Genomic DNA, 14,132 nt, shown 5'->3' on the forward strand with positions numbered 1-14,132 from the left:
CCGGACGGGGTTAATGATCGCTGATGTCAATCAACCGCTCCTCGGCCAGCCTTGCGCGTGCCGAGAATAAACATCTAGAGCCTTTCATAGACTACTTCAAACTCGGCACCTAGCTCCTCTTGGATAGCCGCAAGCAGAGCCTTGGCAGCGTCGTCAAATTCCGTATATTCGGCCGCATTCCAAGGACTTGGATCTGGTGGGTATTCCCAGTTCAAGGCGGTTTCGTGCCAGCGTGTCATTACACTCAGCCTCTCGAGAGTAGTGGCGCTCAATGGCAGTTTCTCTTCGATTGATCCCACCGAGAATCTTGCTAAAGCGACCTGATTCCCGCACCACAATGCACCGCCTCCCCACTCAAACATCAACCGTATGCGAAACCGTTCAGCCATGTGCACTCCTGACATCCAGCGAGAAGAATCAGACCCTGGGTCATTATGGCTTTTTTGGCTCTTCGTTTGGGCTGAAAGGCAGCTTCGGGTCGAAAGCGCTCATCCACGTCCGGCAGCTATCGACCCATAACGGCCTTTCGCTTTTGACAATCTGAAAGTTTATGTAACCTTGCGAAGTCCGTTCGCAAATTCGTTGTGTTACCCGGGATACGTTTATGCAGACTGCTCAAACCAGGCTACTCGCGCTTGCACTAATAGAGATCAGGACGTTGCTTGCTGATTATCTGGGCAGTGATGTAGATGCTCCAATGAGCGTCCGTGTCGCGGCCCATATGGCCTATGCGCTCCACAATGAGGCGGAGGCTGCATACGGCAACGCTGACTTTCAACTCGAGTGTGCGACCCAGAAAATATGTGCAATTGATCAGATTCTTGGTGTTTCGGATGGAGCCGCATTGTTGAGTAGATTTGACGTCGAAGACAAAATCAATCCGGATAACGCTCTACCTAGATGACCGCTTATGGCCGATTGCTGCCAGTCACTAAGGGCGGCAGTCGAACCAAAGCGGACTGGGTCTCCCCAGCCCGCAAACTAGGATCAGCTTTGGCAGAACCGAATTCGGTTGCCGAATGGGTCATACACTTCCAGAACTTGGCCCCAGCCCTGTTGAACAATATCCGGACGTCCGTATCCGTATCGTTTGCTCTGTAATTCGTCCCGGAGCAGTTCGATGTTTTGCATCGGGACAAATATCGTCGATCCCGGGCTAGCATCGCCATGATGTTCGGAAAGATGGACCTGCAGACCGTTTCGGCTGATACCTAGGTACAGCGGTAGATCAGCTTCGAATCGGTGCTCGAATTCGACGCTGAAACCAAGAAAATCAAGATAGAACTCGCGCGCCTTGGTTTCGTCAAACATCCGCAATATCGGGATGGCTTTGTCGAATGTAATGGCGGGTTGGGTATCTTCCTGGGAAAGCATCGCTGACGCAGTGTTCCAGTCCTTGTAGCCCAACTGGTGCGCTACTGTTTCCAGAGCCGTGGAGTGAGTCAATGCTTGATTGCGCGACTCTAGCGAGGCACGCAGCCTCTTGGCCATCTGCTTGGCTTGTTCGATTGAAAACATCGTTCCTCCTGTAGTCGAGGCATTTTGGTGCTCGCGTTGCCAAACCTCGACTCTCAAGAGATGCGATAGGATCTGGGAAGAGAAGAAATGCTTTCACCTTTCCTTTCGGAAGCGAGCGGCGGGCAGCATCAGCCCGCGCTGATGATACACAGCGGCTCCCGCCAGCGAAAGTTCTCCCGGTTGCAAGTCTCCGGTGCGAATCATCCGTCCGCTTTTGGCCGAAAGCTCCCCGTTGTGAAGGACAACTGACGACCCAAAACACCCACTTGCAGATCACCCCAAGCCATCCACGCTCATACCTGATCCATCGCCTCGCTCACCCACCGATCCTCACCCAGGAACCCGCCACTCTGATGGTGCCACAGCCGCGCATAGATACCGTTCTTGGCGAGCAATTCAGCGTGGGTACCCTGTTCAATAATGCGTCCATCATCCATGACGATCAGCCGATCCATCGCCGCAATCGTCGACAGTCGATGAGCAATGGCGATGACGGTCTTGCCTTGCATCATTTCATCGAGGCTTTCCTGGATGGCCACTTCGACTTCCGAATCCAGCGCGCTGGTCGCCTCGTCAAGGAGCAGGATCGGAGCGTTCTTGAGCATCACTCGGGCAATCGCGATGCGTTGGCGCTGGCCGCCCGACAGCTTGATGCCGCGCTCGCCCACCAAGGTGTCGTAGCCGCTGTGACCTTGTCGGTCGCTCAGTTGACTGATGAACTCATCGGCCTGGGCATTGGCCGCGGCACGGCGAATTTGTGCGTCGCTCGCATCGGGTCGGCCGTAGGCGATGTTGTCGCGAATGGAACGGTGCAGCAGGGACGTATCCTGGGTGACCATGCCGATGGCGCTGCGCAGGCTGTCCTGCGTCACGTGGGCGATGTCTTGGCCGTCAATGCGAATCTGCCCGCTGTCGACATCATAAAAGCGCAGCAGCAAGTTGATGAGCGTGGATTTGCCGGCGCCGGAGCGGCCCACCAGGCCGATTTTCTCGCCCGGGCGAATGTTCAGGCTCAAGCCATCGAGCACCTGGCGTTCACCGTTGTAGTTGAAGCTCACATTGTCGAAGGTGACCGCTCCGCCAGAGGTCACCAGCACCCCGGCGTCCGGCGCGTCCTGCACCTTGGGGCCGCGGGTCAGGGTGTCCATGCCATCCTGCACGGTGCCGATGCTCTCGAACAGCGAGGTCATCTGCCACATGATCCAATGCGACATGCCGTTGATGCGCAACGCCATGGCGGTGATCGCCGCCACCGCACCGGCGCCGACATCGCCCTGATGCCACAGCCAAAGGGCATAACCGCCTGCAGCCATGATCAATCCCACTACCAATGCTTGGTTGACGATTTCGAACTGGCTGACCAGGCGCATCTGGCGAAAGCCGGTCTGTTTGAAGTCCTCCATGGCCGCGCGCGCGAAGTGCGCTTCACGATTGGAGTGGGAGAACAGCTTCACGGTCGTGATGTTGGTGTAGGCGTCCGATATACGCCCGGTCATCGAGGAGCGCGCATGGGCCTGTTCCTGTCCGACTTTCCCCAAACGGGGCACGAAGTAGAGCATGGCCAGTCCGAACAACACGATCCAGGCCAGGAAAGGCAACATCAGTTTCAGGGCGAAGCCGCCGGCCAAGGCGATGATCGCAATGAAATACACGCCAATGCCGGGTGCGATCTCGATCAGGGTGAACAGCACGTCACGCACGGCCAGTGCCGTCTGCATCACCTTGGTGGTGACCCGACCAGAGAACTCATCGGAAAAAAATGAAAGGCTTTGCCGCAGCATCAGGCGGTGAAAGTCCCAACGCAGCCGCAACGGCAGGTTGATGGCCAATATCTGGTGCTGAACCATGGTGCGCAACGCCACCAGCCCGATGCTTGCCACCATGACGATGCCCATGCCCCACAGCACGCGACTCTCCTGCGCCGCCGCCTCACCCCCGGCCTGCCAGGTCGAGAGCAGATCCACGACCTGGCCGAGGAAGGAAAACAGCCAGGCTTCGTAGATCGATACACCGGCGCTGAGCAGCGCGAATGCAAGGATGTAACCGCGGGCGCCCCGGGTGCAGGCCCAAAGAAACCGAGCCAGGCCTTCGGGTGGCGGGGGTACTTCGTCGGGTGGGAAAGGGTCGAGTCTTTGTTCAAATACGCGAAGCATGGGGGTCTCCGAAAGATCGATTACGGGGATTCTGCCATTTAAAGACTGCTTTGAGGGTTATATGAAGTGTGGATATGGCTCTATTAGCGTGTTGCCCAGGATGTTGGGGGGCTGCAGGGGGGGACAAAACAGGGTATTGACATATCGAAAAATCTCGATATTCTCGGGGCATGGAATTGATCGAAATATTCAAAGCGCTCTCGAACCCTACACGCCTGGAAATCTTGAAAGGCTTGAAGGATCCCGCAAAGAACTTCCCTCCGCAGGATGAAGGTGACGTTCTCACGGTTGGAGTCTGCGTCAGCAGTATTCAAGAAGGTATCGGCCTGTCGCAGTCAACGGTGTCTGGTTACCTTGCAACGCTGCAACGAGTGGGCTTGGTCGAAGTCCGGCGTATCGGTCAGTGGACCTACTACAAACGCAATGAAGCAACCATCAGCGCGCTTGCCGAGGTCATAGGGAAAGAGCTGTAATTTTTTACTGTAAAATATCGAGATATCTCGATATTCCTTTTTCTAGATTCGAGGGTTTTGCAATGAAAGCAATGGTACTTAAATCATTCGGTGGGTCGGGATCGTTCGAACTCCGCGATGTGCCCAAGCCTGTACCGCACACCGGACAAGTCTTGGTGCGAGTGCACGCAACCTCCATCAATCCGTTGGATTACCAGGTTCGACGCGGCGACTATCCCGACTTGGTGCAACTGCCGGCCATTACCGGACACGATGTATCGGGCGTCGTCGAAGAGGTTGGGCCAGGCGTGACCACCTTCGCTCCAGGAGACGAAGTCTGGTACACCCCGCAGATATTTGACGGGCCAGGCAGTTATGCCGAGTACCACGTTGCCGCCGAAACCATCATCGCGAAGAAGCCTTCCTCGCTGAGCCATCTGGAGGCGGCAAGTCTGAGCTTGGTTGGCGGGACGGTATGGGAAGCATTGATCGTGCGTGCGGCGCTCAGAGTGGGGGAAAGCATCCTGATCCACGGCGGCGCGGGGGGCGTCGGTCATGTGGCGATCCAGGTGGCAAAAGCCATGGGGGCAAGGGTGTTCACGACCGTGCGTGAGTCAAACGCTGGGTTCGTGCGAAGCCTGGGAGCCGATGTGGTCATCGACTATGAAAAGGAGGACTACGTCGACGCCATCATGCGGGACACGGGTGGTCGCGGAGTGGATGTTGTGTTCGACACCATCGGCGGCAATACCTTGTCGCGCAGCCCCGACGCGCTGGCACAGCTTGGCCGCGTTGTCTCGATCGTGGACATTGCGCAGCCACAAAACCTTGTCCAGGCCTGGGGCAAGAACGCGAGTTATCACTTCGTTTTCACTAGACAGAACCGCGGCAAACTCGACGAGTTGAGCGCATTGGTCGAGCGAGGTCAGCTGCGGCCACACGTTGGCGCCGTCTATTCGCTTGCCGACATTGCGCTCGCCCATGCCCGGTTGGAGAGTCCCAACAACGGCGTTCAAGGAAAAATCGCGATAGCAGTCGAGCCATCGCTCATCGCGTAAGTGCGCACTTTTAACCGTTCAAGTCATTTTCGAGGAACGCCATGATTTATGAGATCGCTCTGCTCCCCATTTACAAAGAACGCATTGAACTGTTCAGGCGTGCATTTGCCGAGGTCGCTCCCTTGCTCACCCGCGCAAAGGGTTACTGCGGTCACCTACTAGCGCAAGGGATTGAGACCCCCGAGCAATTCAACCTGATCGTGCAATGGCAGTCACTCGAGGATCACACGCCGGGTTTCGAAGAGAGTGAAGACCATCGGCTGTTCATGATGGGCTTGGAGGAATATTTTTCGGAAGAACCGAGGGTCTACCATATCGAGGGAGCAGCTTCCTGTTCACCGTTTCTGACCGAGCGGCGGCCGAATTGACCACCTTCAGGGATTGGAACTCATCCGGCCCCGGATCGCCATGTGCAGACAACCCCAGGCGATGAGTCCGATGATCAACACCTCGGCCATGCCCACCAGCATGTTGAATGAGAAGGTGAGCGGTTGCTCGGCCCAGTAGAAGGTGGTCGTGCCCGTTCGACCGCCGACACGCAGCCGTCCGGCAAACAGAGCGGGCACCAATGCGATGACGTGACTCAGCTCCAATAGTGCCAGGAAAACACCCATGAGAAGGAGCAGGGCGCGTGCGGGTGTGCCGAGTTTTTCGGTGGACTCATCGGAAGGTTTGAGCCCCTTGGTTTTGCGCTGTCTGGCTTCCCTCACCGCTTTACCGCTGGTTGGGGCTGGAGCGCGCCTGTAGGTTGCCTTCTTCACAGCCGCCGCCGAGCCCACCACGACTTCGGTGGGCACTGCCACGTTCAGGTAGTCGGCCAGTTCACGCAGCCACATGTCGGTGCGTTGACTTCCCGGCACTACCGGAACGTTGTCAGTAGTCAGGCGGTGCTCGGTGCCATCGCGCATCACCAGCCACAGCTGGGTGTAGGCGGGCTCGGCATCTGGGGGGCGGCGAAGTTCGAGGTAGTTGGGGGTATCGATTCTAAAGACCGAATGAACACGCTCGCGACGCCCAAAAAAGTTTCGGGTGCGGCGCTTGCCTTCACCGTCGCGTCGCGATAACAGCAAGGTCTCGCGGATGCCGGTGTACACCATCAGGAGTAGGCCGAGTGCAGGAATCAGCAATAGCCCGAGCACGAACAGCAGTGAAGTCAGCGGATCCAGGTCAGTCAGGGGCGAGCCTTCATCCGCGATCACAAACACGGCGAACGCCACCGGCAAAATGAAGGCAAGCGCGCCTGTCAGCAGCACGAATGCGCTCTGCACCAGATTGCGCGAATGGATGTGCAGGTCATCCTGCGCGGTGCGCTCGAACCGATGTCCAAACAACATGCAAATCTCCTGATGCACCGTCTTTCAGGACCATTCGAGGGGCCTTGACAAGCGGTTGCACCCCCGCAGGCCTGGATCGTGTTTTTACGCCGCGCAGAATACCTCATGCCCAGACAAAATTACTGCGCACTCAACTCCCACAACACATCCAGCACGTGTTGCGTAGGCCGTTCGATGTCTTGACGGCGGTGGGCAATCCCCAGTTGACGCCACAACAAGGGCTTTATTGGCCGCATGACGATCCTGGTATCGGGCAATGGCGTGGAAGCCTCATGGGGCAACAACGTCGCCCCATATCCCGCCGCCACCAGGCTCTTGATCGCATCGTTGTAATTCAATTGAATGCGCGGCACAGGCTGTCGACCGTCACTGGCGAACCACTCCGACGTCAAGCGCGAAAGGCGAGTGCTGGTGTCGTTCAAAATCAGCGGCTGGGCGGACAGCCAACCGGGCGTCACGGTAGCCGGGCATTCCCAGCGAGCCGGCAAGAAGGCCATGACCGGGTCCCGTCGCCACGGCTCGATCCGCAAGCCCTTCACCGGCGGCTGCGGCAGCGCGACCAGACCGATCTCCAAGGAGCCCTCGGCAAGCTTCTTCAGGGTTTCCTGGGAGGTGAGCACCGCGACCTGCACATCGATCGCGGGGTGGCGTTGGTTCAACGTCTCCAAAGCGTTCGGCAGCAACTGTGCGATGGCCCCGGTGGACGCGCCTAGCCGCACACGCCCGGCCAATCCCTGTATCTGACGTTCCACTTCCTCAAGCGCCTGCTCCGCATCCGCCAACAGGCGCCGCGCGCGTTCCACCAGCGTGTTCCCTATCGCTGAAGGCTGAACGCGCCCACGGGTGCGCGACAACAGCTTGCCGCCCAGCCGTGCCTCCAGGTCGGCGATATGCAGGCTGACGGTGGGTGGCGCGAGGTGCAGCACACGCGCTGCTTCGGCAAACGATCCCAGGTCGGCAATCGCCACCAACGTGCGCAGACGGTCCAGGCTGATTTCCCGCATAAGTGCGTCCTTATTCAGAAAAACTGAATTACAGCGTTTATAAATTCAACTTTTCCTATCTTAGCGCCTCGCTGAACATTGGGACTCCTGATTTCCACTGTTCGAGAGCATGCCCATGGCAAGTCCCCTTGTATTCATCGATGGCGACCAAGGCACCACCGGGTTGCAAATCCATCAACGTCTGCACGACCGGAGCGATCTGCGGCTGCTCACCCTCAGCGCCGAATATCGCAAGGACCCACAACGTCGCGCCGAAGCCATCAACCGCTGCGACATCGCGATTCTGTGCTTGCCCGACCAAGCCGCGCGCGACGCTGTAGCGTCCATCGAAAACCCCCTCGTTCGGGTGATCGATGCGAGTTCGGCGCACCGTACCCATCCAGACTGGACCTATGGTTTTGCGGAAATGAATCCGCAGCAGACCCAGCGCATTGCCACCGCGCGACGGGTCAGCAACCCTGGTTGCTATCCAACGGGGGCGATAGGCTTACTGCGCCCATTGCTGGAGGCCGGACTAGTGCCGAGGGATTACCCGATGAACATTCATGCCGTATCGGGTTATTCCGGAAAAGGGCGGGTGGGCGTGCAAGAACATGAAGGGGCGGGCGCAGCACAGGCGTCGGCATTTCAGGTCTATGGGCTGGAACTGGCACACAAGCATATTCCGGAGATTCAGCAGCAAAGCGGACTGACGGAGCGGCCGATGTTTGTGCCGGCCTATGGCGCTTTTCGACAGGGAATCGTGCTGACCATACCTGTGCAAACCCGGTTGTTGGCGCCAGGCGTGAGCGCGATGCAGTTGCATGCGTGTCTGACGCAGCACTACGCCGATGCGCGCCATGTACACGTAATGTCGATGCAGGAAGCCAAAGCGCTGACGACCCTTGATCCTCAGGCGCTTAACGGGACTGATGATTTGCGGTTGTCGGTGTTTGAGAATGATGAGACCGGGCAGGTTTTGCTCGCTGCGGTGTTTGACAATCTTGGGAAGGGCGCCGCTGGCGCGGCGGTGCAGAATCTGGACTTGATGCTAGCAGGCGCGTGACAGCGCCAAGTAGCCTGATGCCCTGACTTCAATGGGTAGCGGGAACATTCTGTTTTGGCATGAAAAATCGAGCAAACAGCTCTGATTGTGACCTGAGAAAATCCAAGAAGAAGATCGTCCAGTCGAGCTTTACCTATGGGAACGTACTGTCCAGCTTGCCGCCGTATTTTTTGCCTGGCTCAATCTTTATTTTGTAATCAGTACTCATCGCGGTTGTTCCCGGAACTGTGCCTTCACTTCTTCGTAGATGTTCATCGTCCTTTCTTACCGGAGCGCAATTTGCCAGCGAGCCATGACAGCGTTATCGCCGGAATTGAGAGAAAGGCCGCATAGATGATACCGACACCTAGCAACGGGGATGTACCAGAAATCACTAAAACCACTGGGATCTGAGAGAGCATTACGACGCCGCCTGCGGACCACTGGGCGCTTCTTAGCACGGCTCCAAGGATCACTGACAAAGCTAGCGCGGCGGGATAGATGATGGTCCAGTAACTAGCCAGGTCCCAAGGCTCCTCAGCCCCTGTGATTGCTGAAACAACAGTCCAAAAAAATAGCGACACAACGCAGGTAGCAATGAATGCCATGAACAATTCCTAGACCGTCGGAGCAAATCGGCTTTGGTCGTTATCGTTATCGTTATCGTAATTGTGGTTGTGGTTGATGGTCCAGTCTTTTGATTTTGTTCTTAACCACCCAGTGGAAAAAATGACAAATTCCTGCGAACTCTGACATTTATCGGCATGTCAGCAGATGTGGATTTCGCGTAGATGAGCGATTTCCAGTCCGGTAGTGAGCTCCTGTCGCGCTCGAAAACGTTTTTACACAGCCGCGGCCAGAAACGGATGATCACGAAAAAAATAGGCGTAATCACTTTTTCCGAGCGTAGGCGCTTGGACCAATTCGAGTTCATCCCAGTCCATTTGAGGCCTTCAGGACCACGGGAGCTACCTTTGAGGCCATAGTTGAGACGCGCATGGCGAACTCTTACTAAACACCCGTGGCTGATCTAGAGCGTCTTAAATATTTGTATACGGTAGCCCGCGATAGAGATAACAGCTCGCAGATGTAATTGGTTGCATTGCGGAGCGCGAAGACTCCGCCTTTATCCATTTCGCCAATCAGTGCCACCATTTCTTCTGAAGTTAGCGACGTTAAAGTCACCCTACGAGCCCTCAAAAATTCATCCATAATCGAGTGCGCTGACTCTTGAAAATCTGTGGCAAATAATGCCGGAGGCTTCTCAACTGTAGTTTCAAAACCTAAAAATGATGCAGCGATTTCTGCCATCCCGCTCATGACAGTGATGTCAAAATTTACGCATAAGAGCCCAATCTGGATTCCGTCTGGATCTCGGAGCACCGCTGTAACCGACCTTAACTGCCGGCGATCAAAATTCACCTTTCTGTAAGGGCCCGAAACATCTCCATCGAATGATGCCCCATCGTTGATATCAGTCAATGAACTGTCGCCAACCCGGCGCTGAGAGAACACATTGAAGATATGTGCAATCTTTCCGGAGGCCAGGTCATGAATAATAACCTCGGCGTGCGGATCCAGGAGCTTCGCAATCGCTTGGGCGATGCTGATGTAATTATCTAGATGTTTATTCACGGTAAAACTCTGCCCCAAAAAATACAAAATGTAAACCGGAGACGAAATATATTTTTGTGTTATGGTTGTGCCCGCTTTCACTGAAGCGCCCGATTGTAGCGCCATATCCCCGCTAACGGCGGCGAATAACCGCTAGTCAGCCGGGTAAGCGCAACGCCCGTCTTTCAATGGTCGATGGAGCAATTGATGAATATCTACACCCAAGCGCAAATCATGAGTTCCTTGTGCCCGGGAGACGCTGCTGCGCTGATTGCAGAAGGATTCATTGCCCATGCTAACGGACTGGTACAGCTACCTCCGATTCAGAGCCTTCAGTTTCCGGCTAGCAACGGTGACTGCTGCGTGAAGTCGGCTTGGATGCTGGGAGACGAGGTTTTTTCGGTCAGGGTCTCGGCAGGTTTCTACGACAATCCCGCGAAGGGTTTTTCCAGTAATGATGGGTTGACGCTGATTTTCTCGGCCTTGACGGGGCAACCCGTCGCTTTGCTTCGGGATGGCGGCTGGCTGACCTCAATGCGTACAGCGCTAGCGGGGCAAATCGTGGCGAGGGCTATGGCGCCTTCACATGTGAGTGGTATTGGTGTGGTCGGTACTGGCGACCAAGCACGCATGCAACTGGAACAACTGATGCCCGTCACTGCATGTCGACGCTTGACGGTTTACGGTCGTAACCGGCAAGGCTTGGAGCAATACTGTGAATTCGCCGAGGCTTTAGGTTTTGATGTTGCTGCCACCCAGGATGCAAAGGACGTTGCGACCAACTCCAACCTAATCGTCACTGCTACACCTTCTCGCGAAGCAATCATAGCGAATGAATGGGTCAACCCTGGGACACACATCACTGCTATTGGCGCAGACAGCCTTGGCAAGCAGGAGCTGGATGTGCGTCTGGTTGAACGTGCAGATGTCATTGTCGTGGACTCAATAGAGCAATGCTGCCAATTCGGTGAAATTTCGGGAGCCCTCAAATCCGGCCTAATCGACAAGGGCAGACTTGTAGCTCTTGGCAGCGTATTGAGCGGTCACGCCATCGGACGGCAGGACGACACGCAGATCACCGTTGCAGACCTCACAGGCTTAGGCGTTCAGGATGCTCAGATTGCGAAATGCGCCATGAGCGCACTAGTGGATAGCGAAGCGATTAGACGGGGTTTAAATGATGAAGCTTGACCCATCAGGAGTCAGTAAGGCCCCGATGATTCAATGGGAGGCCCATGCGTGCTTGCCATTGATTCCCGGACAGGATATGTCCCGCCTGAATAGGTACCGAGAAGCCGGCTTCCATCATGTGTCGATCAACGTGGGCATGGACATGACCCCGTTTGAAACCGTGATGCGAACGATTGCGGGTTTTAGACGCTGGCTGGCTCATCATCCTGAAGACTTTGTCCTGGTGGCCACCGCTGACGATATCTACCATGCGCATAAGTGCCGAAAGCTCGCGGTCTCCTTTGACCTCGAAGGTACCAATATGCTGCTACAGGACCCTGCGATGGTGGAACTATTCGCAAGCTTAGGGGTTCGCCAAATGTTGCTTGCTTACAACCGCGACAACAGTTGTGCTGGCGGCTGTCATGGCGCGGGTACCGGATTGACCACCTTGGGACGCAAGATCGTACAGGGTATTAATACAGCGGGAATTATTATCGACTGTTCGCACGCCAGCAAAAGCGCCAGTCTTGAAATTATGGAAATTTCACAGCTCCCCGCCATTTTTTCTCACACCAACGTTAAGGCGGTTTTTGACCATCCGCGAACAATCGACGACGAACAAATATTCGCGTGTGCGGCTCAAGGTGGAGTAATCGGGCTTACGGGTATAGGCATATTCTTAGGCGACCCATCCGCTTCTGTAGACAGTTACATTCGACAAATCGACTATCTAGCAGAGCGCATCGGGACACGCCATATTGGCATCGGTCTGGATACCGAGTTGTACCCTGAGCATAAAGACTTGCCAGAAGGTGAAGAAGAGGGCGACTGGTGGCCGATTGAACACTATGGCCAGATGAACGGACATGCTCAGTTGCAGCCAGAGGCACTTGGTGAGGTCGCACAACAATTAACACGCTTGGGTTATTCAGATGCGGATATCCAAGCGATCTACGGCAATAATTTCATGCGTATTGCAAAGGCAACCTGGCCAGGATCGAAAGCGGTAATTTGAATCGCACCCCGTTAATTGGGCTCACGGTCATGAAAGCGCAGCCAGCAAGTCGAATTACAGCGATTGACTCTTGCATCATTTGATCAATTGATTGGGCAATTCAACGCGCTACAGAAGCGTGCAGCCGTTCCAGGCTGTCAATCGAGTGCTGGCGCAGGCGCTCCGCGGCCAACGCTGCGTCTGAATCCACTATCGCCTTGAAGATTGCCTGGTGCTCGCCTAACGAGATATGTATGGATTGCGGTGTGTGTCGCAACGAATAGCTTCTGAACAGCTTGAGTTGCACGACCAAGCGACGGTAAGTGTCGTATAGCGCTTCATTGGTCGTGAACCGGGCGAGCAGATCGTGAAACTCGAAGTTCAGGACAATGTAGGCCGATATATCCTCTCGTTGGACAGCGTCAGCCATGCTATCGAGCACTCTGCTGATATGAGTAGAAGCATCCGGCGTAAGATTTTGAGTGACCAATTCGCCAATCAGACTCTCGAGCGAAATTCGTACCTGATAGATCTGGACGGCCTGGCTCAAGTCAAGCTGGCGCACACGAACCCCGCAATTCTTCTCGAAAATCACCAAGCCTCGCTCTTCCAGCATACGAAATGCCTCGCGCACCGGCCCCCTGGAAATCCCCAAGTCATTGGCAATTGCCGCTTCGCGTAACGGATCGCCAGGCGCTAGTTCGCCGGTGGCAATACGCTGCTCAAGGCGCTCATGCGCCAACGTCGTAAGCGACTGGGTACGCAGCAGGGCTATGGCTTCGAGAGAACTCATCAAAAACGTCCGGCTTAGAGATAGGTGGCAAAGCCTACCAAACCTCCAATAGATTTGCATATTGTCAACAATATGCAATAAATAGCGTCTAGGATGCTCCTACTCCCCGCAAACTTTTTAAGGACGTCCGACCATGTTTCGAAAGCTTCTGCACACCGGCGTAATGGCGCTTGCTCTTACCGGCACTTCTCTGGTCGCCCAGGCAGAGTCCGTCAAGCTCGCCGTCACTGACCTTGTCGGGCTTGAAGAACTACAGCGCGAATTTGGTCCGTTTAAAGCCGAGTTGGAGCGTGCGAGTGGGCTGAGCATTGATTTTTTGCCTGTTACCAATCGCACTGCCGCCCTAGAGGCTCTTCGCTTCAAAAAAGTAGATTTTGTTCTGGCGGGTCCGGCGGAGTATGTGGTGATGCACAAGCGTGCGAATGCCACAGTGGTAGCGGGCTTATATCGACCTAATTACTACTCAATGATCGTGGTTAGAGCCGATAGCCCGCTGTTTTCTCTGCAAGAACTCAAGGGGCAGCGCCTTGGCATGGGGCCGGTCGGTTCGACCTCGCGCTACCTCGGCCCCATGCAGTTACTCGCCGATGCCAACCTCGATCCGCTCAAAGACGTCAGTGTTACTAGCACCAATTTGCGCTTAGCGTGGGAGGGGCTTAAAGGTGGCGACCTGAACGCCATGGGCATGGGGCGCTCGGACTACGAAACCTTTATTGCGCAGGAGCCGCAAGACCAACGTAATGCCTTCCGAGTACTGGCACGCAGCGGTGATTTGCCGAGCGATCTGCTGATGGCTGGTGAACATGTTCCCGCCGAAACGGTTGCGGGTTTACGCAAGGCGATCGTGGATAACTCGTCAGCGCTGATCAACAGCATCAGCCAAGGTCCGGAGCAAGTAAAACGTTATCAGGGCATGCGCTTTCTCGCCGCTATCGCTGACAAGGACTACAACGTGGTGCGCTCGATGTTTAGCACTGTGGGGTATCCGGAATTTTCTGACTTCATAGGTGAGTGA

The 14,132-nt window shown here is 55.6% G+C and carries 16 protein-coding genes; 8 read left to right on the forward strand and 8 right to left on the reverse strand.

What is annotated here, in order from left to right:
- Positions 1–74: 74 nt before the first annotated feature.
- A complete protein-coding gene (locus AB4N80_RS17410; protein ID WP_122565738.1) occupies positions 75–389 on the reverse strand; it encodes a hypothetical protein in 315 nt (104 codons plus the stop codon).
- Positions 390–604: 215 nt separating this feature from the next.
- Here AB4N80_RS17410 and AB4N80_RS17415 point away from each other — a divergent pair, with 215 nt between their 5' ends.
- Positions 605–904, forward strand: a complete 300-nt coding sequence (locus tag AB4N80_RS17415) for a hypothetical protein (protein ID WP_122565737.1) — start codon at positions 605–607, stop codon at positions 902–904.
- Positions 905–987: 83 nt separating this feature from the next.
- Here AB4N80_RS17415 and AB4N80_RS17420 read toward each other — a convergent pair whose 3' ends face one another.
- Positions 988–1,518 carry a glyoxalase superfamily protein gene (locus AB4N80_RS17420; RefSeq protein ID WP_122565736.1) on the reverse strand — a complete coding sequence of 177 codons (531 nt, stop codon included), beginning with the start codon at positions 1,516–1,518 and terminating at the stop codon, positions 988–990.
- Positions 1,519–1,811: 293 nt separating this feature from the next.
- A complete protein-coding gene (locus tag AB4N80_RS17425; RefSeq protein WP_122565735.1) occupies positions 1,812–3,671 on the reverse strand; it encodes an ABC transporter ATP-binding protein in 1,860 nt (619 codons plus the stop codon).
- A gap of 170 nt (positions 3,672–3,841) precedes the next feature.
- On the opposite strand from AB4N80_RS17425, the gene AB4N80_RS17430 reads away from it, so the two are divergent.
- From AB4N80_RS17430 to AB4N80_RS17440, 3 genes are all read left to right on the forward strand, one after another.
- On the forward strand, positions 3,842–4,144 hold the full coding sequence (locus AB4N80_RS17430) for an ArsR/SmtB family transcription factor (RefSeq protein ID WP_122565734.1): 303 nt from the start codon (positions 3,842–3,844) through the stop codon (positions 4,142–4,144).
- A gap of 62 nt (positions 4,145–4,206) precedes the next feature.
- The gene (locus AB4N80_RS17435) at positions 4,207–5,181 is read left to right on the forward strand and encodes a zinc-dependent alcohol dehydrogenase family protein (RefSeq protein WP_122565733.1); all 975 of its coding nucleotides are present in this window, start codon (positions 4,207–4,209) and stop codon (positions 5,179–5,181) included.
- A gap of 41 nt (positions 5,182–5,222) precedes the next feature.
- Positions 5,223–5,549: an antibiotic biosynthesis monooxygenase family protein gene (locus tag AB4N80_RS17440; RefSeq protein WP_305467367.1), complete on the forward strand. Its 327-nt coding sequence runs from the start codon at positions 5,223–5,225 to the stop codon at positions 5,547–5,549.
- A gap of 6 nt (positions 5,550–5,555) precedes the next feature.
- On the opposite strand, the gene AB4N80_RS17445 is transcribed toward AB4N80_RS17440, so the two are convergent.
- Both AB4N80_RS17445 and AB4N80_RS17450 read right to left on the reverse strand, forming a co-directional pair.
- Positions 5,556–6,515 carry a hypothetical protein gene (locus AB4N80_RS17445; RefSeq protein WP_305467366.1) on the reverse strand — a complete coding sequence of 320 codons (960 nt, stop codon included), beginning with the start codon at positions 6,513–6,515 and terminating at the stop codon, positions 5,556–5,558.
- A 119-nt stretch (positions 6,516–6,634) separates the two neighbouring features.
- Positions 6,635–7,519, reverse strand: coding sequence for a LysR family transcriptional regulator (locus AB4N80_RS17450; protein ID WP_305490638.1), 885 nt, complete (start codon positions 7,517–7,519; stop codon positions 6,635–6,637).
- 115 nt (positions 7,520–7,634) lie between these two features.
- On the opposite strand from AB4N80_RS17450, the gene argC reads away from it, so the two are divergent.
- On the forward strand, positions 7,635–8,564 hold the full coding sequence (argC, locus tag AB4N80_RS17455; protein ID WP_122565729.1) for an N-acetyl-gamma-glutamyl-phosphate reductase: 930 nt from the start codon (positions 7,635–7,637) through the stop codon (positions 8,562–8,564).
- 251 nt (positions 8,565–8,815) lie between these two features.
- Here argC and AB4N80_RS17460 read toward each other — a convergent pair whose 3' ends face one another.
- Positions 8,816–9,151 carry a hypothetical protein gene (locus tag AB4N80_RS17460; protein WP_122565728.1) on the reverse strand — a complete coding sequence of 112 codons (336 nt, stop codon included), beginning with the start codon at positions 9,149–9,151 and terminating at the stop codon, positions 8,816–8,818.
- Positions 9,152–9,554: 403 nt separating this feature from the next.
- Entirely contained in the window at positions 9,555–10,178 is a 624-nt protein-coding gene (locus AB4N80_RS17465) for a helix-turn-helix transcriptional regulator (RefSeq protein ID WP_460078078.1), read from the reverse strand.
- A gap of 186 nt (positions 10,179–10,364) precedes the next feature.
- Between AB4N80_RS17465 and AB4N80_RS17470 the strand changes: the two genes are divergently transcribed.
- Positions 10,365–11,348, forward strand: coding sequence for an ornithine cyclodeaminase family protein (locus AB4N80_RS17470; RefSeq protein WP_122565726.1), 984 nt, complete (start codon positions 10,365–10,367; stop codon positions 11,346–11,348).
- Positions 11,349–11,424: 76 nt separating this feature from the next.
- Entirely contained in the window at positions 11,425–12,345 is a 921-nt protein-coding gene (locus AB4N80_RS17475) for a membrane dipeptidase (protein ID WP_240998427.1), read from the forward strand.
- A gap of 100 nt (positions 12,346–12,445) precedes the next feature.
- Here AB4N80_RS17475 and AB4N80_RS17480 read toward each other — a convergent pair whose 3' ends face one another.
- Positions 12,446–13,117: an FCD domain-containing protein gene (locus tag AB4N80_RS17480; protein ID WP_122565725.1), complete on the reverse strand. Its 672-nt coding sequence runs from the start codon at positions 13,115–13,117 to the stop codon at positions 12,446–12,448.
- A 133-nt stretch (positions 13,118–13,250) separates the two neighbouring features.
- Between AB4N80_RS17480 and AB4N80_RS17485 the strand changes: the two genes are divergently transcribed.
- Positions 13,251–14,132: a PhnD/SsuA/transferrin family substrate-binding protein gene (locus AB4N80_RS17485; protein WP_122565724.1), complete on the forward strand. Its 882-nt coding sequence runs from the start codon at positions 13,251–13,253 to the stop codon at positions 14,130–14,132.

The organism is Pseudomonas sp. H3_A02, assembly GCF_054671965.1.

Bases quoted from the DNA above. Each gene is read 5' to 3' on its own strand.
- AB4N80_RS17410 (WP_122565738.1), bottom strand. From the start codon at position 389: ATGGCTGAACGGTTTCGCATACGGTTGATGTTTGAGTGGGGAGGCGGT.
- AB4N80_RS17415 (WP_122565737.1), top strand. From the start codon at position 605: ATGCAGACTGCTCAAACCAGGCTACTCGCGCTTGCACTAATAGAGATC.
- AB4N80_RS17420 (WP_122565736.1), bottom strand. From the start codon at position 1,518: ATGTTTTCAATCGAACAAGCCAAGCAGATGGCCAAGAGGCTGCGTGCC.
- AB4N80_RS17425 (WP_122565735.1), bottom strand. From the start codon at position 3,671: ATGCTTCGCGTATTTGAACAAAGACTCGACCCTTTCCCACCCGACGAA.
- AB4N80_RS17430 (WP_122565734.1), top strand. From the start codon at position 3,842: ATGGAATTGATCGAAATATTCAAAGCGCTCTCGAACCCTACACGCCTG.
- AB4N80_RS17435 (WP_122565733.1), top strand. From the start codon at position 4,207: ATGAAAGCAATGGTACTTAAATCATTCGGTGGGTCGGGATCGTTCGAA.
- AB4N80_RS17440 (WP_305467367.1), top strand. From the start codon at position 5,223: ATGATTTATGAGATCGCTCTGCTCCCCATTTACAAAGAACGCATTGAA.
- AB4N80_RS17445 (WP_305467366.1), bottom strand. From the start codon at position 6,515: ATGTTGTTTGGACATCGGTTCGAGCGCACCGCGCAGGATGACCTGCAC.
- AB4N80_RS17450 (WP_305490638.1), bottom strand. From the start codon at position 7,519: ATGCGGGAAATCAGCCTGGACCGTCTGCGCACGTTGGTGGCGATTGCC.
- argC (WP_122565729.1), top strand. From the start codon at position 7,635: ATGGCAAGTCCCCTTGTATTCATCGATGGCGACCAAGGCACCACCGGG.
- AB4N80_RS17460 (WP_122565728.1), bottom strand. From the start codon at position 9,151: ATGGCATTCATTGCTACCTGCGTTGTGTCGCTATTTTTTTGGACTGTT.
- AB4N80_RS17470 (WP_122565726.1), top strand. From the start codon at position 10,365: ATGAATATCTACACCCAAGCGCAAATCATGAGTTCCTTGTGCCCGGGA.
- AB4N80_RS17475 (WP_240998427.1), top strand. From the start codon at position 11,425: ATGTCCCGCCTGAATAGGTACCGAGAAGCCGGCTTCCATCATGTGTCG.
- AB4N80_RS17480 (WP_122565725.1), bottom strand. From the start codon at position 13,117: ATGAGTTCTCTCGAAGCCATAGCCCTGCTGCGTACCCAGTCGCTTACG.
- AB4N80_RS17485 (WP_122565724.1), top strand. From the start codon at position 13,251: ATGTTTCGAAAGCTTCTGCACACCGGCGTAATGGCGCTTGCTCTTACC.